Genomic DNA, 19,615 nt, shown 5'->3' with positions numbered 1-19,615 from the left:
GGGAAATCAAGGAGAGTTCTGTCACAGGAGAAGTGAAAACAGTGGGGTTAGCGTTGCTCTTGTGACAGTTACGGCTACGGGAGAATCTAGAAAGAATCTAAGAAAGTATCCAAGCAAGGATCTCAGAAAGGAACCAAAAAGAATCTCACAAAGAATCCCAGAAAGACTCCCCCAGGAGTGAAATATCCCCTGGAAAGTGTTAAAATACGGGGTGAAAACAGTATTAAAGGATAGTTTGATGATTAGGAAATATACGATTAAGGGCTTGGTGCAGGGAATAGGATATAGACCATGGGTGGCCAAGCTGGCAGATGAACTTAATATAGAAGGATATGTGAGAAATACTGGGGGCATTGTGACTGTGGTGGCTGTTGGGGATGAGGAACAGCTGGCAGAGCTGAAGCAGCGACTTAGCAATAATGTGCCAACAGGTGGATTTGTCACATCGATAGATGATGAAGAGATTAGTGGAAATGAAGTGAAACTACCATCAGATCATCAGTTTAAGATTATAGAGTCGGACAGTGATGTAAAAGCAAATCTTCCACTTATACCAGCTGATATTTGTACATGTGATAAGTGTAAGGAAGAATTACTTAATCCTGGTAATAGGCGATATCTGCATCCATTTATTAGTTGCACTATTTGTGGCCCGAGATATTCAATAATAAAAAGCTTGCCTTATGACAGAGATACTATCACTATGGTTGATTTTGATATGTGTCCTAAGTGTGCTAAGGAATACACAGGCAAGCTGGATAGAAGGCGTCATGCCCAGACAATTGCTTGTAAAGAATGTGGCCCAAGGCTTTCATTTAAGCAAGTGTCAGGTGAGGCTGAGGTCATGGATTTATCACAGCTTTCAGAACAGGCTAAGAAGCTATACACAGATTTAAAGTTGGATAATCCAGAATTTGCAAGGGCTATTGATGTAATTGCAGCAGGAGGAATTCTTGCAGTGAAGGACATAGGTGGATACCACTTAGCCTGCAATCCATTTTATGAACAGGCGGTGGCGGCACTTAGAACTCTTAAGCACAGAGAAGCCAAGGCATTTGCGGTGATGTTTGCTGATGTGAAAAGTGTCTCAAGCTATTGTCAGGTAAATCTCAAAGAACAGGCACTATTAGAAAGTCCAGCCAGACCAATAGTACTGTTAAAACGTATATACGATAATAATAAGCCCTTAGCAGAAAATGTTTGTCTTACCAGTCCGCAGGTAGGAGCAATGCTTCCATGTAATCCGGTGCAGATATTATTGGCAGAGATTCTTGGCCCAATCATTATGACTAGTGGAAATGCCAGTGGCGATGTGCTTGAAACTGATGATGATAAAATGCTTCAGTGGCTTATGGATAGAGCATCATCGGGGGAGATGGAAGATACTCCAATAGCAATGCTTAGCCACAACAGAAGAATCCTTAGACCGATGGATGATTCTGTAATGAAGGTAGTATGTGGCAGGCAGCAGTTTATAAGAAGAGCAAGAGGCTATGTGCCATCACCAATCAGTGTGGATATCCCAGGGGAATTTTTTGCAGCAGGTGGAGATCTTAAATCAAGCTTTTGTTATATAAAAAATGGTTTGGCATACACTAGCCAATATCTTGGCGACATGGAATCTGTTAGCTGCCAGCATTTTTATAGGAATGAGAAGGCAGCCATGGAGCAGATTTTTGGATTTAATCCAAATGCGGTGGCGGTGGATAAGCACCCAGGATATTTCAGTAGAAAAGCAGGAGAAGAGGCGGCCGAGAATGCTAATCTGAAGCTAACTCAGATTCAACATCATAAAGCCCATGTTGCAGCGGTGATTGCAGAACATAAGCTTACGGGCAAGGTACTTGGTTTTGCATTTGATGGAACAGGCTATGGTGATGATGGAAGTATATGGGGAAGCGAAACATTCCTGTGGGATGGAATATCTGAAATGACGCGAATTGCTCACCTGAAGCCCATGAAGCTTATAGGCGGTGATGAAGGCGCTAAGAATTGCGATACCATTTTGACGGGGATGCTTCATAACTATGGCATACAGCTACCAGATGCAAATAATGATTCCATGGAGCAGCAGCTTATAAAAGCAGCCATTGATAACAATATAAACACAGTCACATCAACATCCATGGGAAGACTGTTTGATGCTGTGTCGGCGTTACTTGATATATGCCACTATAATTCTTATGAAGGACAGGCTCCGATAGAGCTTGAAAACATAGCGGTACAAGCACAAGAAGGCTATCCCCTTCATATAGGAGTTGATGGTGATATAAAGGTACTATTTGAAGATATCGTATATGCGATATCAAACAATGTGGATAAAGCACAGATAGCCAGAGGCTTTATAGATGCAGTTGCAGGTTATATTGTGGCAATAGCAGGCAATCACAAGCAGGAACTTGACGATAAAAACCAGGTAGTTTTATCTGGAGGAACATTTCTTAATCGTATATTACTAGAGAGGGTAATAATAGAGCTTGAATCACAAGGCTTTAATGTGTATATTGCTCAGCAACTTCCACCAGGAGATGGAGGCATCTGCCTTGGGCAGGCTTATCTGGCTTCAAGGCAACAATGATTGTAAAAACCTAGTTTCTGCCCTTTATTTTATACAATTATTCATTATATATTGTGCTAAACTAATAATAGTAAGTTTTGTTTTTAAGAGGTAATAATTATGTGTGTAGCAATACCAGGATTAGTTAAAAAGAAAAAAGACGGAAAAGTAACAGTTGATTTCAACGGCAACGAGGTTGAGGCATACGCTGGCCTTGTTAATGTAAAGGAGGGTGATTACGCACTTGTGCATGCAGGCTGTGTTATCCAGACTCTTAAGAAGGATGAAGCAGAAGAAATTCTTGAGCTTATGGGAGGCCTGGAAGGCTAATGGAAATCAGTGAAGTTGTTGACTTTTTACGAACATATAATGGTCCTAAGATAAGGCTGATGGAGGTGTGCGGTAGCCATACCCATGCTATCGCAAAGCATGGTATCAGGGATATTCTTTCGCCTAATATTGAGCTTTTGTCAGGCCCAGGGTGTCCGGTGTGCGTTACACCTACAGCTTATATTGATAAGCTGATAGAGCTTAGCTTGGAGGAGAACACTACAGTTGCCACCTTTGGCGATTTGCTGAGAGTGCCAGGCTCTAAGGAGAGCCTTAACGAGGCTAAGGGCAGAGGCGGCTCGGTTGAGATGGTGTATTCTCCAATGGATGTGCTAGGCCTTGCCAAGGAACATCCTGATAAGAATTACGTGTTTGCAGCAGTTGGGTTTGAAACCACAGCGCCAGTGTATACATTGCTTTTAGATAATGCCATAGCTCTTAATCTTACGAATATCCGTATTCTTACAGCCCTTAAGACTATGCCAGGGGCTATTTCTTATCTCTGCGATAATGGCGCTGCCATAGATGGCTTTATTGCACCAGGTCATGTAAGCGCTGTTACAGGAGCAGATTATTTTAATGATTTAGCAGCCAAGTATCAGATACCATTTGCAGTGTCTGGTTTTGGTGACCAGGAGCTTGTTATTGCAATATACGGCCTGGTTCAGATGATCATTAAGAACCAGCCACAGGTGAAGAACTACTATACATCTGTAGTTGATGCAGGTCAGAACGAAATCATCACTGCTCAGCTTAACAAATATTTCGAGCCAGCAGATGTAGTATGGCGCGGCATGGGAGTTATCCCAGGCTCAGGCTTGATGCTTAAGGAAGAATATAAGAGATTCGATGCAGGCAGCACTGGCCTTGATGAAGACAATAAGCGTAATAAAGCCTGCCGTTGCGGTGATATCCTTATGGGTAAGGCTAAACCTAGCGATTGCCCACTTTTCGGTAAAGTATGCACCCCTATGTCACCAGAGGGTGCCTGCATGGTTTCCGAAGAAGGCAGCTGCTTCAACGCCTACCTGGTACGTCGTTAACACGAAAAAATATCTATTAGATACGTTATAATAATGCTTGTTAGTGTAACTATGCGGACTAGGCAATTCTACAGCTTGTTAGCGTAACGAAGCGGACTAAAGTAGTGGAGATATTAAAGATGGATAAGATTATTATGGAGCATGGCTCAGGCGGCCGTGCCACAGGAGAATTAATTAGAGAAATTTTTGAGGCACAGTTTAATAGTGATGTGCTTTCTGAGATGGAGGATGCAGCAGTTGTCCCAGGTGATGCTACTATTGCCATGACAACAGATAGCTTTGTGGTTACTCCTCTGGAGTTCCCAGGCGGAGATATAGGTCGTCTTTGCATCTGCGGAACAGTAAATGATTTGTGTATGAGAGGCGCTGTTCCTAAATATATTACTTGCGGTTTTATTCTTGAAGAGGGAGCCGATGTTGAGACTCTTAGAAGACTAGTTAAGTCTATGGCAGACACTGCAAATGAAGCAGGTGTCAAGATTGTTGCCGGTGATACAAAAGTTATCGAAGGAAACGGCGGAATCTATATTAACACAGCAGGTGTTGGATTTGTTCCAAAGGGTGTTGATATTAAGGCAAAGAACGCCACAGCAGGTGATGTAATCATCGTTTCTGGAAATGTAGGCGACCACCACGCTACAGTTCTTAGCCAGAGAATGGGCATTAAGAATACGATAGTTAGTGATAATGCACCACTTCAGGAGATGGTAGGAAAGCTTACTACAAATAACATTCCTGTTCACGTGTTAAGGGATGTTACAAGAGGCGGACTTGCTACAGTATTAAAGGAGCTTGCATTATCTAGTAGCCTTACATTTGAGATTGCTCAGGATAGTCTTCCAGTGGACCCTCAGGTTCAATCATTCTGCGGATTGCTGGGACTTGACCCACTTTATATGGGCAATGAAGGCAAGATGGTTGCCATTGTTCCTAATGAGTATGCTGATAAGGCGGTGGAGCTTATTAAGAGTAGTAAGTACGGAGAAAACGCCTGCATCATTGGCGAAGTTAAGACTCCTGTTGATGATTCTGAAAAGGGCGCTTTGGTTATGAAAACTAAAATCGGAGGACGTAGATTCTTAGATATTCTCCAGGGTGAAGGTCTGCCTAGAATTTGCTAAAAATATGCCTCACACCTGCTTTTAGTCACTAAAAGTTCATACTTAGTTCGATAGATGTTGTGCTATAATAACCTTAAATCATCCATTAACGAAAACAGTGAGGAGGATGACCTTTGGGAAAAACAGTACTGGTAGTTGACGACTCTAAGTTCATGAGGGCTGTCGTCAAAGGCGAAGTTGAAAAAAATGGCTGTACTGTTGTAGCTGAAGCCGATTGTTCTGACGCAGCGGTGGAACGGTACAAGGAGTTAAAGCCTGATATAGTAACGATGGACATTACCATGACTGTAGATGGCCATACTATTGGACGTAGTTCTAATGGTATCGATGCTATTAAACAGATTATTGAATTTGATCCAGATGCAAAGATACTAGTTGTTAGTGCTATGGGACAAAAGTGTTATGTTATCGAAGCTATTGAGGCAGGGGCTAAGGATTTTGTTATTAAACCTTTTGATGAAGTTAGATTTGCAGAGGCGTTAGCACATTTCAAATGAGAACTTAATAAGGTGTATGGAGACTGCGAAAGCGGTCTCTTTTTTTGAGAACAAAAATTGTTAACTGAGGCGCATCGGGAAACTAATTGTGCAAAATGATTATCCATACACAACCGCTACAAAATGCGTGAAAAAGAAAAAGACCGAAAAATCGGTCTTTTTGAGGGGAGTATAAATAATTAATAAGGGTGAAACTAGGAAACTCCTAGTTACGAAGCAATTATAATATAGAAACTCCGACATTGCAATAAAATAATCTGAATTTTAGCTGAAATTTATGAAAGAGTTATCAAACTATTTTATAACTAATCCATCTGAGGAATAATTACTCTTGGAATTCCATAAAATCCATTCATCATACCCAGACTCGTACACAGCGTCTATTTGTTTCCTGATAGCATCACCATCATATTCCAGATAGCCTTCTACCCATGTGGCAGTAAAGGCCTGAAGCCAAGGACGTATGACGGCACACTCTGATTCGGGTACATCTGCCAAAACCTTCTTAGAACCATCAAGTGCATAGAAAATAGTATCGTGAGGGTTGGCATCTGGTGTCCCTAGACCGAACTCTCCAGATGCATAATGGGATGGATAAACCATAGGACATATACAATCTAAGGATGAGGCAAGCTGCTTGTAATCCTGCCCGATGTGTTTAGAATCAAGGGAACTTTTTATAATAGTTCCAAAAACATCTGCCGTAACAGGCACACCATCCTTATGAAGGGTATCAGATATTTTTATAACAAAATCGTTAATATATTTTTGTCTGCTTACATCATCAGATGGAGAGCCATAATAGGCTTTATCAGCATTAACACCTACAGGAAAACGTACATAATCTAGCTGGATTTCGTCAAAGCCTAATTCACCACAGGTTTGTGCTATGCTTATAATGTAATCCCAAACCTCTTGCTTACAAGGGTTAACCCAGGCATTGCCACCTGCATCTGTTACAGCATCACCTTCTAGGGTGCGAAGCCCAAGCTCTGGCTTTGCTGAAGCCAATATAGGATCTTTGAAACAAGGAATTCTGCCGATTACATATATGTTGTTGTCCTTCAGCTTTTTCATTAGAGCTTTAATATCGTGAATATAAGGAATGCAGGCGCCAGTTTCTATCACATCTGGATTGTCCATATTAAAGGAAATATTGCCCTTATCATCCTTCACATCTAATACAATGGCATTAAGCTCTGTATCGTTAATAAGCTTTATAATGTCATCCATCCTTTCGGTGCCAGCGGTGGGGCCTGTAACATAAATGCCTCTTACCTTAGGATGGTTTTCTTTATATTTTGCTAAGCTAAAATCATTGGAAGAAGATTCATCAGAAATGTCTGTAAGTTCTGTTACCTTAGGGTCGCTTACAACTTTTGGACAGTTGATAGAATATGTAAAACAAAGTATTAAAAACAATGCAATTATGCCAGCTGATATTAGTCTTTTCATCATAACTCCCTTAACTTCAAGTATTATACAAATAATATATCAATTATTGAAACTAAAAACCACTGTCACCTTGATTTTTCTGTGGTATGAAGCAGTGAAAAAAGCTATAATATGATAATAGGGTCTAATGGCAATTTGCTAAATGCCACATAGGACAAATAATAGTTATATAGAAAGAAATATATGAGAACAGATATTTATACAATCAGCTGCCCATGCCACTTTGGCCTTGAGGCACCACTTAAAAGAGAAATATATGATTTGGGATACGACATCACAGAGGTTACTGATGGCCGTGTTACCTTTACAGGTGACGCAGAGGCTATCTGCAGGGCTAACATCCATCTACGCTCGGCAGAGCGTGTACTGGTAGAGGTTGGCAGGTTTCATGCTACCACCTTTGAAGAGCTGTTTCAGGGGATTAAGGCTTTGCCTTGGGAGAATTACATTCCTAAGGATGGCAAATTCTGGGTTACTAAGGCTACCTCTGTTAAGAGCAAGCTATTTTCTCTTACAGATATTCAGTCCATTGTTAAGAAAGCCATGGTAGAGAGAATGAAATCCTACTACGATATCACCTGGTTTGAGGAAACCGGGGCAGATTATCCAGTTAGGATTTTCCTGCTTAAGGATGATGTTGTGGTTACACTTGATTCTACAGGCACACCTCTTCACAAAAGGGGCTACAGAACCTACACCAGCAAGGCGCCATTGTCAGAGACTATGGCAGCGGCTCTTATTCAGCTGACACCTTGGCATCCAGATAGAATTCTTGTTGACCCATTCTGCGGTTCAGGCACATTTCTTATTGAGGCAGCCATGATTGCAGCAAACATCGCACCTGGTCTTAACAGGGATTTCACATCTATGGATTGGGACAATCTTATTGATGCTAAAATCTGGAAGGATTGCTTTGATGAAGCTAGGGCAGATGTTGATACTTCTGTAGAATGTGACCTGCAGGGCTTTGATATTGACCCTGAGATGGTTAAGATTGCAAGGCTTAATGCAAAGCAGGCCGGGGTAGATTATATGATTCACTTCCAGACCAGGGATGTAGGGGATTTGCGTCATCCTAAGAAATACGGATTCATCCTTACTAATCCACCATACGGTGAGAGACTTGAGGATAAGAAGGATTTGCCTGAGCTTTACGGAAAGCTTGGTGATGCCTATAAGGCACTTGATAGCTGGTCTATGTATGTAATCACCAGCTATGAGGATGCACCTAAGTATATCGGAAGAAAGGCAGATAAAAATCGCAAAATATATAATGGAATGATAAAGACATATTTTTATCAGTTTTTGGGACCTAAACCTAAAAAGAAGGGCTAATAATAAATGAAACTTTCCAAGAGATTTTTGGTTTTTACAATAATCATTGCGCTTGTATTGATTTGGAAATTGAATAATTGGAATGATAGATATGCAGCTGTAGAGGCATTTAGAGGGGCAACACTTAACGAGGACGTGTTGTATCCTTTGATGTCTAAGAATCTTAATGATGCAGGCCAGCTCAAAGTGTATGTTAATGGGGAACAATTGGCTTCCAACCAGTCTAATATTATGCTTGATGATGGTCTTAATCCTGTGGGCTCACTTAATTTTATCCGCTCGCAGCTTAAGGGCTCGGCATTCATGGAGGACGAAAACAGCGCTGTAGTACAGATTACAAATAATATCTATGAATTTATTGATGGTAATCGTACAGCTACAGAAAATGGTGATGATATGGAGCTTGCCATCGCTCCATCCCTACATCTTGGAGAGTTATACATTGGACTTGAGGATTTGTGTAACGTGTTTGGTTATGAATACAGCTACGACAAATCTGCTTACACAGTTACAATTGATTTTGATAAAGCCCCTAGACTTCCTTCAAAATACGATTTGAGAAGTGTTAACAGGGTAAGCACAATCAGAAATCAGGGTTCTACTGCCACATGCTGGGCATGCGCATCCCTAGAGGCATTGGAGTCGTCACTTTTGCCTGCTAAGCCATATCTATTTTCTGTGGATTCCATGATTAATGAGAACAGCTTTGGATTGGACGAATCTGCAGGTGGAAAATATACAATGGCTCTTGCCTATCTTCTTTCATGGCAGGGTCCATCAATAGAGACTAATGCATCCACAAACAGCATAATCCCTAATCTTAAATCTAATGATGAAAAAACTCAGCCGCAGATACATTTGCAGGAGGCTCATTTTTATGATTCGGAGAATCTGGATGAGATAAAGCAGGCAGTGTACCAGTACGGTGGAGTATCTTCATCTATCTATGCTAGTGTTGCCACATCCAATCTTACCCGCTCTAGCAGCTATAATATAAGGACGAATTCTTACTGCTATACGGGTAATTCAAAGCCTAATCATGATGTTGTTATTATTGGTTGGGATGATAAATATCCTGCTGAGAATTTTAGCGAAGATGTGCCAAAGGATGGAGCCTTTATTTGCCAGAACAGCTGGGGCACAGGCTTTGGGGATGATGGAGTTTTTTACATTTCCTACTATGATTCAAACATTGGAAACCAGGCAGTTTCTTATGTGTCTATAGATACTAATAATACCTACAATTACATTTATCAAAGTGATTTGTGCGGTTGGGTTGGTCAGATTGGCTACAACAAGCAGTGGGCTTATGGCGCTAACACATTTGTTGCAGATGCAGACCAGCAGATAGAGGCAGCTGGATTTTATGCCCTTGGCAAGGATACCAGCTACCAGATTTATTTTGTTTCTAATTACGAAAATACAAGCACTCTTTCAGATAAGGAATTAGTAGCATCTGGAACTGTCAGCGACAGAGGCTATTATACAATAAAGTTTAATTCAGCAAAGCCTGTGAAAAAGGGAGAAAGCTTTGCAATAGTTTTGTATGTTAATACTCCTGAGACAAAGCGTCCTCTTGCTGTGGAATATGCCACTGATAAGATGACTCAGGCAGTAGACATTACAGATGGAAAGGGCTTTATCAGCAACAACGGATTAGATTGGGAAAATGTGGAGGATGCAGTTAAATCTAATCTTTGTATTAAAGCTTATGCAAATAATGTTATGGAGGTCTTCGAGGAGGAGACTAAAAAGGTAAGCAAGTAATGGAACAGAAGGTAATGGGTGCCTTTACAGCCATAATCCTTGCTGTTGTTATAATCATGAGCTGCATACTTATTTATGTGCCCAATATGCATATAATTGCGCTTAAGATTGAAGACAGCAAGCTAACCGGGGGCAGGGTTTCAGTAATGGAAATGTTGAGAGCCTCTGATTTAGAGCTGAGAGGCGAGGGAGAAGAAACAAAAGATTCAGTGCTAAAGGGCCATCAGATTAGATTGACCCTGCCAAAGAATGTTACAAGTGCCAGCGTTAATATCGAGGATATTTATGTTGATAGAACGGTAGCTATTTCCATAAATGGTATTGGCAAGGATTATTTTGAGCAATATCCTATGAGGGGTGAATCAAACAACATTGTAGATATTACATACGACAGTGAAAATCTTTTGGGTGTTATTGAAATCACTTTGGATAAGGTGCTTGAGGCCAAGATGACATCTGAGGGTGAATATATCTATATAGATTTTGTTGACCCTCATGAAGTATATGACAAGATAGTTGTTGTGGATGCAGGCCACGGTGGTAATGTTCCCGGGGCAACCAAAATGGGGGTAAATGAAAAAGATATCAATCTTGATATTGTTCTTGAATTAAAAAAGCTTTTTGATAGAAGTGGCAAAAATATTGGTGTATACTACACCCGTACAGATGATTCTAATCCAGCCTTCGAAAATAGGGTAGGCCTGGCTAATGATTCAAATGCTGATATTTTCTTATCAGTTCACAACAATTCTACAGCCTCTGGTCGAATGTCATCCATCAATGGTTGTGAGGTAATGTACGAAGGTGGCGATTCCACAGGAGAATCAAAGGAGCTTGCCGAAACATGCCTTGACCATCTTCTAAAGGAGCTTGGAGCTAAATCCAAGGGAACCGTGGTGGGAGATGAGGTATACATTATTCGTATGTCCAAGGTGCCAGTTGCCCTTGTTGAAGTAGGATTTATGACTAATCAGAAGGAGCTTGAAAATCTTCAAGATAAAGAATATCAAAGAAAGGCAGCACAGGCGCTTTATGATGCAGTGCTAGAGTATTTAAATGAAAACTAAGATTATTTTTGCAACAGGTAACGCTAACAAGATGCGTGAGATTCGTGAGATTCTCGGGGAAGACAACTACGATATCAAGTCTATGAAGGAAGCCGGAATTGACTGCGATATAGTAGAGGATGGAAGCACCTTTGAGGAAAATTCGCTGATTAAGGCTCGCGCTATTTCTGAATATGCCAAGGATGCTATTATTCTTGCTGATGATAGCGGTCTGGAAATCGATGCTCTTAACAAAGAGCCAGGTATTTATTCTGCAAGATACATGGGCGAGGATACATCTTATGATATAAAGAATGCAAATCTAATCGAAAGATTGGATGGGGTTAAAAAAGAGGACAGAGGCGCCAGATTCGTATGTGCTGTCTCAGCAGTATTTCCTGATGGCAAGGAAGAATGTGTGCGAGGCACTATTGAGGGCTACATAGGCTACGAGCCAATGGGGACAAACGGCTTCGGCTATGACCCAATCTTCTATCTATGGGATAAGGATGTGAGCACAGCCAGCATCAGCCCAGAGGAGAAGAATGCCATAAGCCACAGAGGCAAAGCACTTAGAATGATAAAGGAAGAAATTGTTAAGCATGAAAATATTAGTTGTTAGTGATACACATGGCAAAGCAGAAAATCTTAGAGATGCCATTGAGATAGAAAAGCCTGATAGAATATACCATCTTGGAGATGGCCAAGGGGTAGAGGATAATCTTTGGATGATGTCGGAAGCACCAGCGGAATGTGTTTGTGGTAACTGCGACTGGGGCGCGGACCTTCCAAATGAGGTGGTATTAGAAGTAGGAAAGCATGTAATACTTCTTACCCACGGCCATTATTACGGAGTTAATTATGACTATGAAATGATTGCAAAGGCTGCCCATGAAAAGGGCTGCGATATTGTTCTTTACGGTCACACCCACGTGCCAACCATAGATCATTACGAAGATCTTATAATTGCAAACCCGGGAAGTATATCTTATCCAAGACAAAATAGTAGAGAACACACTTATATGACAATTTTGGTAGATAATGAAGGTGAGTTCAAAATGGATTTACATTCGTTAGAGGAATATGACAGAGACCATGGAAATTAAAATTGTTATTGAAGGTGCTAATCCACAGAAGGAATATGTCCTTGTGTCGGATGAACCAATCAGCTTTGCAGAAGCTATGAATCAGCTGGGACTTAGCTTTTATCGCCCATGTGGTGGTATAGGCAAGTGCCTCAGCTGTGTTATCAAATTCGTATATGGTATGCCGCCTATGACATCCTACGATGAGCGTGCTTTGGATTTTTCTGAGATGCGGGCAGGATATAGACTAGGCTGCAAATGTACCATCACCAGGGACTGTAAGATAGAAGTCCCTTCTTCTCTTGCATCGGAAATCACTTCAGTACTAATCGATGAAGTGGCAGAGGATGAAAATCTTGAAAAGGAAAACATCGGTATAGCGGTGGATATTGGAACTACAACTATCGCCACTGCTATCATAGATTTAGCAACAGGCAAAATCCTTCGCCAGCGCAACTGCACTAATTCTCAGCTAAAATATGGTGCAGATGTTATGAGCAGAGTTAAGGCTGCAATGGACGGTCATGGTGAAGATTTACAAAATGCAGTAAGAAATGATTTGATTAAAATGGGCAAGGAATTGCTTGGCCCTAATTTTCTTATGCACAAAATCGTATTTAGCGGCAATTCCATTATGACACATCTGTTTCTAGGAATGGTTGTAGATGGGTTTGCTAAATACCCATTTGTGCCATACACCCTTGATAGTGTAAGGTTTGTAAAGGATAGAAGAGATATTTTCTTCATGCCTGGTATTAGCGCCTTTGTAGGTGGAGATATTGTATCTGGCCTGTATTACCTGAAAGATAGGGGCACATATCTGTTAGTTGATTTGGGAACTAATGCAGAGCTTGTTTTATATGATGGAAAAACCTATTACTGTACATCTGCATCTGCAGGGCCAGCCCTAGAGGGTGCAAGCTTAAGCTGTGGCGTTGCAGCAGTTAGAGGGGCTATTAATCATCTGAGTATTAATCATGGCAAATGCAGCTATACCACAATAGGTGGAGAAGCACCTATAGGACTATGCGGAAGTGGTGTTATCGATTTGATTCATGAGCTAAGGCGCAACAACATCATAGATGATGGCGGCCTTCTCATAGATGAGTATAGCGCTACAGGCTATCCTGTTGCAGAAAATGTGGTTATAAAGGCCGAGGATATTCAACAGGTGCTTCTTGCCAAGGCAGCTATTTATTCCGCCATAACACTGCTTATAAAGGAAGCTGGTATTAAGATGGATGATATTGACCATCTATTTGTATCAGGTGGCTTAGGCGCCACTATAGGCGTATGGTCTGCCGCAGGAATTGGAATTTTCCCAAGCGAACTGTTGCCTAAGTTTGAAGCAGTAGGAAACACATCTTTGCTTGGGGCAAAGAAATTCGTTATGGAGGGTGACGAGGAAGCTCTACAGGAGATTAAGGACCACGCCAAGGTGGTGATACTCAATGAAAAGCCTGAGTTCCAGGAGGTGTTCCTAGATAGCTTGAGACTATGAGGCTATGAGGTAATGACCACTTATGATATGACTTCTTGTTAAGCTGAATATGATTATAGAAGAAAAACACTTACCACTCGTTTTAAAAAGTTAAGTGTTTTTGGGCAAAAGCTGAAATAAACGCACTTTTTCAAGGATGATTTAAGTGGTTATCGATGGATATATAATAACACTTATATATTTTGTAAGTGTAATTATAGAACCCATATATACCACTTAATTGCCTCTCAAAATAGTAAGCTTTTCAGGATAAAAGCCTGTTTACACTTAACTTTTTTTCGTGAGTGATAAGTGTTTTTTATAAATATATAAATAACACTTATATTTTCAAGGAAATTAATTAAGAGCTAAAAATACAGCTGGTTTATCAAGGAATAATTAACAATAGGAGCTACAACTAAAAGCTTCTAAGAACTTACTTCACATAATTAATAAGTAAACGGAATGTGTTTTCAGCCCCCTTCTTATGAGAACGCTCGTAGCCGTGGCTGGCGTAAACGCCGGCACCAATGAGGCCGTGCTTTACATCATAGCCAGCCTTAAGTGCAGCATCAGCATCTGAACCATAATGAGGATATACATCCACTGCAAAGTCGATATCGTTAGCTTTGGCAGTGTTGATAAGATTTGTAACAACATCATAGTTGTAAGGACCAGCAGAATCCTTTGCACAGATGCTAACCTGTGTTTCCTTACAATCAAGGCCTTCGCCAATACATCCCATATCTACAGAAAGAATCTCGGTAACTCCAGCAGGAACAGTACCGCAAGCGCCGTGACCAACCTCTTCGTATACTGTGATGTGGTGATAGATTTTTCTGTCTGTAGTGATTTTGTTGTCGGCAATGTATTTTGCCTGACCAAGAAGAATACCTACTGAAAGCTTATCATCAAGGAAACGGCTCTTGATGTAGCCTGACTTAGTAACTCTTGTGCGAGGCTCAAAGGCAACAATATCGCCAATCATAATGCCAAGCTTCTTTGTGTCATCAGCGCTGGATACTTCTTCATCAATAACTACTTCCATACAGTTAAACTCTCTAGTAGTAGATGAGTAATCGTCGTTAACATGTACAGAGGCATTGTTAAGCTGAAGAGTGCCCTCGTAAATTACACCATCACGGGTGTAGATACGGCAATTCTCAGACTCGCCATTGTTAGGATTGAAGCCGCCAAGTGGAGTGATTTCAAGATTACCATTAGTTTTAATCTTACTAATCATACCACCAAGAGTATCCATATGAGCTTCTATTAAAATGGCATCATCTGCATTGCTTCCACCAAGGTCAACAAGCACACCGCCCTTTGTAGTAAGCTCCGGCTTGAATCCAAGCTTTTCATACTCAGCTATAAGATGCTTAGCTGCATTTGCTGTAAAGCCTGTAGGGCTGTCGATTGCAAGAATATCTTCTGTTTGTTTTACGATGTAATCTACATATTTTTCTGTATCCATGGTTGCCTCCTAAAAATAAAAATCAATTGTACAAAATCAGTTTACATAAACACTTTATTATGCTAAAGTATAACCAAATAAAAAAGGTTGGTGTATACATGCTTTTAGGTACTAAAAAAAGCTGGTGACGGGAATTGAACCCGTGACCCCTTCCTTACCAAGGAAGTGCTCTACCTCTGAGCCACACCAGCTTGCTATTCAGCAAGAAAAAGCATATCAAAGTTGAGTAGCGATGTCAATAGATGACAGTCAATTTATGAGGGATTGAGTATGAAAATTTCGGTAGCATCCATGGACTCTATGGTTACCTATGAGGAAATCATTGAGACTCCAAACAAGGAAACTTCTACTAGTAATGCAAATGCAACTAGCAAGGCATTTGTAAAGGCATTAAATCAAAAAACTGTAGCAGATAATATCAAGACAGCTACCTCTTACAAGGATATCTTTATAGAGGCAAGCCAGAAATACGGTGTCAGCTATGATTTACTTACGGCTATTGCTGAGCAGGAATCAGGATTTAATCCTAACGCTGTTAGCAATACAGGCGCCATGGGCATTATGCAGATAATGCCAGCCACTGCAAATGAGCTTAAGCTTACCCATCCATTCGATGCCTATGAGAATATTATGGCAGGTGCCAATTATATCTCTCAGAAGCTAAAGGAATATAATGGGGACTTAGATAAAGCTTTGGCGGCTTATAATGCTGGTAGCAACGCTGTTGATATGTACGGTGGTGTTCCTCCTTACGGCGAGACATTAAGCTATGTGCAAGGGGTAAAGGCCATTATGCAAAGAGGCGCAGACGTTCCTTATACCAACTATATTTCTCGCACTGCTTCTAAAGCGGAAATTGAAGCTGACTTAAAGACTCTGCTTAAAGATTTGCCTGAAACTGACGAATATGCTGCACTAAGAAACACATTAGCGGAGATTAATTATTTATGAAAACCCCATTTGTAACAAAGAACCAAATCGAAGAAATCACAAAGACAATTCCAACACCTTTTAACATCTATGATGAAAAAGGAATTAGAGAAAATGCCAGAGCTGTTAATAAGGCTTTTAGCTGGAACAAGGGCTTCAAGGAGTATTTCGCAGTAAAGGCAAATCCAAATCCATTTCTTCTTAAGATTTTGCAGGAAGAGGGATGTGGAGTGGACTGCGCTTCTTATGTAGAGCTTGCTCTAAGCGATGAGCTTGGATTCAAAAAGGATGACATTATGTTTTCATCTAATGATACACCGGCAAGCGAATTCAAGTACGCAGACGATTTAGGTGTTATCGTAAATCTTGATGATTTCACACATATAGATTTTTATGAAAAATCAGTAGGACATTTTCCTAAAAAGATGTGCTGCAGATTCAACCCAGGTGGAGTGTACGAGTTATCCAACGGAATCATGGATAACCCTGGAGACAGTAAATACGGCATGACAAAGGAGCAAATCTTTGAGGCCTATAAGGTGCTTAAGAGCAAGGGCGTTGAAGAGTTTGGTATTCATGCATTCTTAGTATCAAACACAGTTACCAATGATTATTATCCAACTCTTGCAAGAACTTTGTTTGAGCTTATTGTAGAGCTTAAGGAAAAGACAGGAATTGCAATCTCATTTGTAAATCTTTCAGGCGGTGTAGGTATTGCATATCGCCCTGACCAGAAGGCAAATGACATTGCTGTTATTGGAGAAGGAGTTCATAAGGCATTCGATGAAATCTTAGTTCCAGCAGGATTAGGTAATGTAGCTATCCTTACAGAAATGGGCCGCTTTATGACTGGCCCTTACGGTGGACTTGTTACAACAGCCATCCATGAAAAGCACACTTACAAAGAATATATTGGTGTTGATGCCTGTGCCGTAGATTTGATGCGTCCAGCTGTTTATGGTTCATATCATCACATAACTGTCCTTGGCAAGGAAAATGCTCCTGAAGACCATGTATATGATGTCACAGGTTCACTTTGTGAGAATTGCGATAAGTTTGCAGTAGACAGACAGCTTCCTAAGATTGACGATGGTGATATCTTATTTATTCATGATACAGGTGCCCACGGATATTCAATGGGATACAATTACAATGGCAAGCTTAAGAGCGCAGAAGTTTTACTTAAGGAAGATGGTTCATTTAAGCTCATCCGTCGCCCTGAAACAATCAAAGATTACCTGGCTACATTTGATAATCTAGGCATTGTTGATGGCATTCTAAAATAAAGAATTTTTAGGAAAATAATCCTAAAATAATATTGAAAACGCAGACAAGATTTAGTATACTAGTCTGCGGACGCCGGCTTGTCGGAATTGGCAGACGAGGCAGACTCAAAATCTGTTGGTGGCAACATCGTGCGGGTTCAAGTCCCGCAGCCGGCATAATATTTTTTAATGATTAGAGCTTGAGAATGTTGAATTCTCAAGCTTTTTTCTTTTTGGTTGATTCGAAGTCAATTATATTTTGGGGCAACTTAGGGGCAACCTTGCCATTTAGCCTATCTATTATTTCTTGATCAACCCCAATTCTTGCGTATGAATAATGCTTTATATTGGTTTCAACACTGTGGCCGAGCAATCTTGCTCTATCTGTTACAGGAATGCCGTTTGGAATAAAAACATTAGAATTAAGACTCATTCTGAATGCGTGATTATTCGTGACTGGTAAGTTTATACTTTTCATGAACTCACGAAGCCAAGCGTGATATGAACCAATCTTTATCCAGTCTCCATTTGGCTTGCAAAATACGTAATCAGAAATAATGTTTTTCTCAAGCTGATTCTTTTTCAAATCATCTAAAATGGCAGCAATATTATCAGTGATTGGAAATTTCCTTCCACCATGTGAAATACCTTTTTCATCCTTTGTCCAATCGGCATAGAAATTGGCTGTATTTCCCTTACCACGGCCTGTTAATTGCTGTGCATGGATATGAATATAATAATCATCTATATCCGCCCATTTCAGTGCACAAAGCTCACCAGCACGCATACCTGTTGCAATAGCCATACGAACCATATAACCATAATAAAAATAGCCCTGATAGCGTGGAAGATTATTTCGTCTACTGATTTCAGAATAAATAGCTTCAATATCATGCAGCGAAAGAATTTTCTCACTGCTCTGTGGCTTTGAATTATCACACTGCATCAAGAACTTCTTGTTATTGATAGATTTAACAGGATTGTTTTGAATGTAATTGTTCTCTTCTGCATAGTCGAAGATTAGATTCAACACCCCTTTATAGCTTAAGAATGCTTTTTTCTTAGGATGAAGTCGTGCAGTCATTAATTTGCTGTATGACTGTAATGAATCGTTATCAACCTTTCTGATATCTTTTTCCCTAAATTCTTCAGAGATAAAACGGTTATACGAATCCTTATAGCGTTGAATTGTAAGTGGACTGCATATATCGATATCCTCTTTGTGCTTAAGAGCCAAAGTGAATATATGGTCGATAGTATATGACATTAAATGGCAATCATAGTATTCTAATATCTTATCTAATAATGTCTCTTCGGTTCGAGCATGAATTCTGATGTCGCCAGAAATCTTTGTTATCCATAAGTCTCTGCCAGCGTCATATCTAATGCTTTTAGGCAGTCCATTTTTCTTCACATGGACCTGTGAAACAAGCGTACGCTTTAATTTAAGCTCCTTTTTATTGATCATGTCTAATTCTTTTAGCATGTCGGCAAGACTAATAATATCACAATTGTATTCGTCCTCCAAAGTCTTTTTGCGGCTAATTTGAATGTCTAATAATTTGGTTATTTCGTTTGCAAATAATAATATTTCCTTAGTTGTTTTCACTTATAATTCCTTTCTCTAAATCTTATTTAAATACATTTTTCACTTTTCTTTGCTTGGCTAAGCTGTATCAGAATAAGCTGGGCCGTCAAGGATGACTCCTGTCACTTGCGAAGTCCTTGATGGCACAGGTTATCCTGATACAATAGAAAGCCACAAAGAATAATTACTTATATTTTTTTCTTCAATTCATTGTATTTACCTCTTTTTCCGTATTTTTTGTTTTCTCACTAACAGTGCGCAGCTTTTGAGATTCCTTTAAGCTCAAGGTTTTGGGCTTGCCCAACTTTTTCATGGGAATGCAATTTCCATGAAAAAAAGGACATTTGTCTATGCTTGCAAAAAACAAACGGACCCACTTTTTGCCTTGCTATAAATAAAATGGCCCACTTTTCGAAAACTGGTACACTTGATTTTTATGTTTTTTTATAAATACAATTTGAGAACCATTCCATTAATTCAAATTAATGGAGCATTATAAGAAAATAATGGAAAAACAGATTCTAATTTAGAAATAGAATTTTTCCAATATTATTGATTATCGCTACGTTAATTACTATTATTGGAAATTTGAACTGTTCACAACAACATCTGTGCATCCCACAACATATGGATTAAACAGTG

General features: G+C 40.1%; 16 protein-coding genes and 2 tRNA genes. 14 read left to right on the top strand and 4 right to left on the bottom strand.

Annotation, left to right across the window (positions count from 1 at the left end):
• The first annotated feature begins 211 nt into the window (after window positions 1–211).
• The 5 genes from hypF (at window position 212) to IJ535_RS12760 (ending at window position 5,548) form a co-directional block, all read left to right on the top strand.
• A complete protein-coding gene (gene hypF / locus IJ535_RS12780) occupies window positions 212–2,578 on the top strand; it encodes a carbamoyltransferase HypF (protein WP_294303630.1) in 2,367 nt (788 codons plus the stop codon).
• 99 nt (window positions 2,579–2,677) lie between these two features.
• The gene (locus tag IJ535_RS12775) at window positions 2,678–2,887 is read left to right on the top strand and encodes a HypC/HybG/HupF family hydrogenase formation chaperone (RefSeq protein WP_294290009.1); all 210 of its coding nucleotides are present in this window, start codon (window positions 2,678–2,680) and stop codon (window positions 2,885–2,887) included.
• Window positions 2,887–3,930 (top strand): hydrogenase formation protein HypD, encoded by a 1,044-nt coding sequence (gene hypD, locus IJ535_RS12770; RefSeq protein ID WP_294303629.1) that lies wholly within the window; start codon window positions 2,887–2,889, stop codon window positions 3,928–3,930. Before IJ535_RS12775 ends, hypD begins: the two co-directional genes overlap by 1 nt.
• Window positions 3,931–4,049: 119 nt before the next feature.
• Entirely contained in the window at window positions 4,050–5,051 is a 1,002-nt protein-coding gene (gene hypE / locus IJ535_RS12765) for a hydrogenase expression/formation protein HypE (protein WP_294303628.1), read from the top strand.
• A gap of 113 nt (window positions 5,052–5,164) precedes the next feature.
• A complete protein-coding gene (locus IJ535_RS12760; RefSeq protein ID WP_294290015.1) occupies window positions 5,165–5,548 on the top strand; it encodes a response regulator in 384 nt (127 codons plus the stop codon).
• Window positions 5,549–5,842: 294 nt separating this feature from the next.
• Here the strand turns inward: IJ535_RS12760 and IJ535_RS12755 are convergent, their stop codons facing one another.
• Window positions 5,843–7,003: a putative glycoside hydrolase gene (locus IJ535_RS12755; protein WP_294303626.1), complete on the bottom strand. Its 1,161-nt coding sequence runs from the start codon at window positions 7,001–7,003 to the stop codon at window positions 5,843–5,845.
• Window positions 7,004–7,186: 183 nt separating this feature from the next.
• Between IJ535_RS12755 and IJ535_RS12750 the strand changes: the two genes are divergently transcribed.
• The 6 genes from IJ535_RS12750 (at window position 7,187) to IJ535_RS12725 (ending at window position 13,737) form a co-directional block, all read left to right on the top strand.
• Window positions 7,187–8,338 (top strand): THUMP domain-containing class I SAM-dependent RNA methyltransferase, encoded by a 1,152-nt coding sequence (locus tag IJ535_RS12750; RefSeq protein ID WP_294303625.1) that lies wholly within the window; start codon window positions 7,187–7,189, stop codon window positions 8,336–8,338.
• Window positions 8,339–8,407: 69 nt separating this feature from the next.
• Window positions 8,408–10,105, top strand: a complete 1,698-nt coding sequence (locus tag IJ535_RS12745; RefSeq protein WP_294303624.1) for a lectin like domain-containing protein — start codon at window positions 8,408–8,410, stop codon at window positions 10,103–10,105.
• Window positions 10,105–11,172: an N-acetylmuramoyl-L-alanine amidase family protein gene (locus tag IJ535_RS12740; protein ID WP_294303622.1), complete on the top strand. Its 1,068-nt coding sequence runs from the start codon at window positions 10,105–10,107 to the stop codon at window positions 11,170–11,172. The genes IJ535_RS12745 and IJ535_RS12740 overlap by 1 nt, the downstream gene beginning before the upstream one ends.
• A complete protein-coding gene (gene rdgB / locus IJ535_RS12735; RefSeq protein ID WP_294303620.1) occupies window positions 11,162–11,773 on the top strand; it encodes an RdgB/HAM1 family non-canonical purine NTP pyrophosphatase in 612 nt (203 codons plus the stop codon). Before IJ535_RS12740 ends, rdgB begins: the two co-directional genes overlap by 11 nt.
• Window positions 11,754–12,257: a metallophosphoesterase family protein gene (locus IJ535_RS12730; protein ID WP_294303617.1), complete on the top strand. Its 504-nt coding sequence runs from the start codon at window positions 11,754–11,756 to the stop codon at window positions 12,255–12,257. The genes rdgB and IJ535_RS12730 overlap by 20 nt, the downstream gene beginning before the upstream one ends.
• Entirely contained in the window at window positions 12,247–13,737 is a 1,491-nt protein-coding gene (locus tag IJ535_RS12725) for an ASKHA domain-containing protein (RefSeq protein ID WP_294303615.1), read from the top strand. Before IJ535_RS12730 ends, IJ535_RS12725 begins: the two co-directional genes overlap by 11 nt.
• A 415-nt stretch (window positions 13,738–14,152) precedes the next feature.
• On the opposite strand, the gene IJ535_RS12720 is transcribed toward IJ535_RS12725, so the two are convergent.
• Window positions 14,153–15,190, bottom strand: coding sequence for a M42 family metallopeptidase (locus IJ535_RS12720; protein ID WP_294303613.1), 1,038 nt, complete (start codon window positions 15,188–15,190; stop codon window positions 14,153–14,155).
• A gap of 119 nt (window positions 15,191–15,309) precedes the next feature.
• A tRNA-Thr gene (locus tag IJ535_RS12715) sits at window positions 15,310–15,381 on the bottom strand.
• 79 nt (window positions 15,382–15,460) lie between these two features.
• Here IJ535_RS12715 and IJ535_RS12710 point away from each other — a divergent pair.
• From IJ535_RS12710 to IJ535_RS12700, 3 genes are all read left to right on the top strand, one after another.
• On the top strand, window positions 15,461–16,141 hold the full coding sequence (locus tag IJ535_RS12710) for a lytic transglycosylase domain-containing protein (RefSeq protein ID WP_294294062.1): 681 nt from the start codon (window positions 15,461–15,463) through the stop codon (window positions 16,139–16,141).
• Window positions 16,138–17,406 (top strand): diaminopimelate decarboxylase, encoded by a 1,269-nt coding sequence (locus IJ535_RS12705; RefSeq protein ID WP_294303611.1) that lies wholly within the window; start codon window positions 16,138–16,140, stop codon window positions 17,404–17,406. The genes IJ535_RS12710 and IJ535_RS12705 overlap by 4 nt, the downstream gene beginning before the upstream one ends.
• Before the next feature lie 72 nt (window positions 17,407–17,478).
• Window positions 17,479–17,562 (top strand) — tRNA-Leu (locus tag IJ535_RS12700).
• Between the two features lie 40 nt (window positions 17,563–17,602).
• On the opposite strand, the gene IJ535_RS12695 is transcribed toward IJ535_RS12700, so the two are convergent.
• Window positions 17,603–18,994 carry a tyrosine-type recombinase/integrase gene (locus tag IJ535_RS12695; protein WP_294303609.1) on the bottom strand — a complete coding sequence of 464 codons (1,392 nt, stop codon included), beginning with the start codon at window positions 18,992–18,994 and terminating at the stop codon, window positions 17,603–17,605.
• Window positions 18,995–19,615: the final 621 nt, after the last annotated feature.

It is taken from the genome of Pseudobutyrivibrio sp. (assembly GCF_017471675.1).
Lineage (GTDB): Bacteria > Bacillota > Clostridia > Lachnospirales > Lachnospiraceae > Pseudobutyrivibrio.
The sequence above is the reverse complement of the archived record's forward strand: the minus strand, read 5'-3'. Positions and strand labels throughout refer to the sequence as shown.

What these genes read in the sequence shown, in the direction of transcription:
- IJ535_RS12775 (WP_294290009.1), top strand. Translation starts at nt 2,678, where the DNA reads ATGTGTGTAGCAATACCAGGATTAGTTAAAAAGAAAAAAGACGGAAAA.
- hypD (WP_294303629.1), top strand. Translation starts at nt 2,887, where the DNA reads ATGGAAATCAGTGAAGTTGTTGACTTTTTACGAACATATAATGGTCCT.
- hypE (WP_294303628.1), top strand. Translation starts at nt 4,050, where the DNA reads ATGGATAAGATTATTATGGAGCATGGCTCAGGCGGCCGTGCCACAGGA.
- IJ535_RS12755 (WP_294303626.1), bottom strand. Translation starts at nt 7,003, where the DNA reads ATGAAAAGACTAATATCAGCTGGCATAATTGCATTGTTTTTAATACTT.
- IJ535_RS12750 (WP_294303625.1), top strand. Translation starts at nt 7,187, where the DNA reads ATGAGAACAGATATTTATACAATCAGCTGCCCATGCCACTTTGGCCTT.
- IJ535_RS12740 (WP_294303622.1), top strand. Translation starts at nt 10,105, where the DNA reads ATGGAACAGAAGGTAATGGGTGCCTTTACAGCCATAATCCTTGCTGTT.
- rdgB (WP_294303620.1), top strand. Translation starts at nt 11,162, where the DNA reads ATGAAAACTAAGATTATTTTTGCAACAGGTAACGCTAACAAGATGCGT.
- IJ535_RS12730 (WP_294303617.1), top strand. Translation starts at nt 11,754, where the DNA reads ATGAAAATATTAGTTGTTAGTGATACACATGGCAAAGCAGAAAATCTT.
- IJ535_RS12725 (WP_294303615.1), top strand. Translation starts at nt 12,247, where the DNA reads ATGGAAATTAAAATTGTTATTGAAGGTGCTAATCCACAGAAGGAATAT.
- IJ535_RS12720 (WP_294303613.1), bottom strand. Translation starts at nt 15,190, where the DNA reads ATGGATACAGAAAAATATGTAGATTACATCGTAAAACAAACAGAAGAT.
- IJ535_RS12710 (WP_294294062.1), top strand. Translation starts at nt 15,461, where the DNA reads ATGAAAATTTCGGTAGCATCCATGGACTCTATGGTTACCTATGAGGAA.
- IJ535_RS12705 (WP_294303611.1), top strand. Translation starts at nt 16,138, where the DNA reads ATGAAAACCCCATTTGTAACAAAGAACCAAATCGAAGAAATCACAAAG.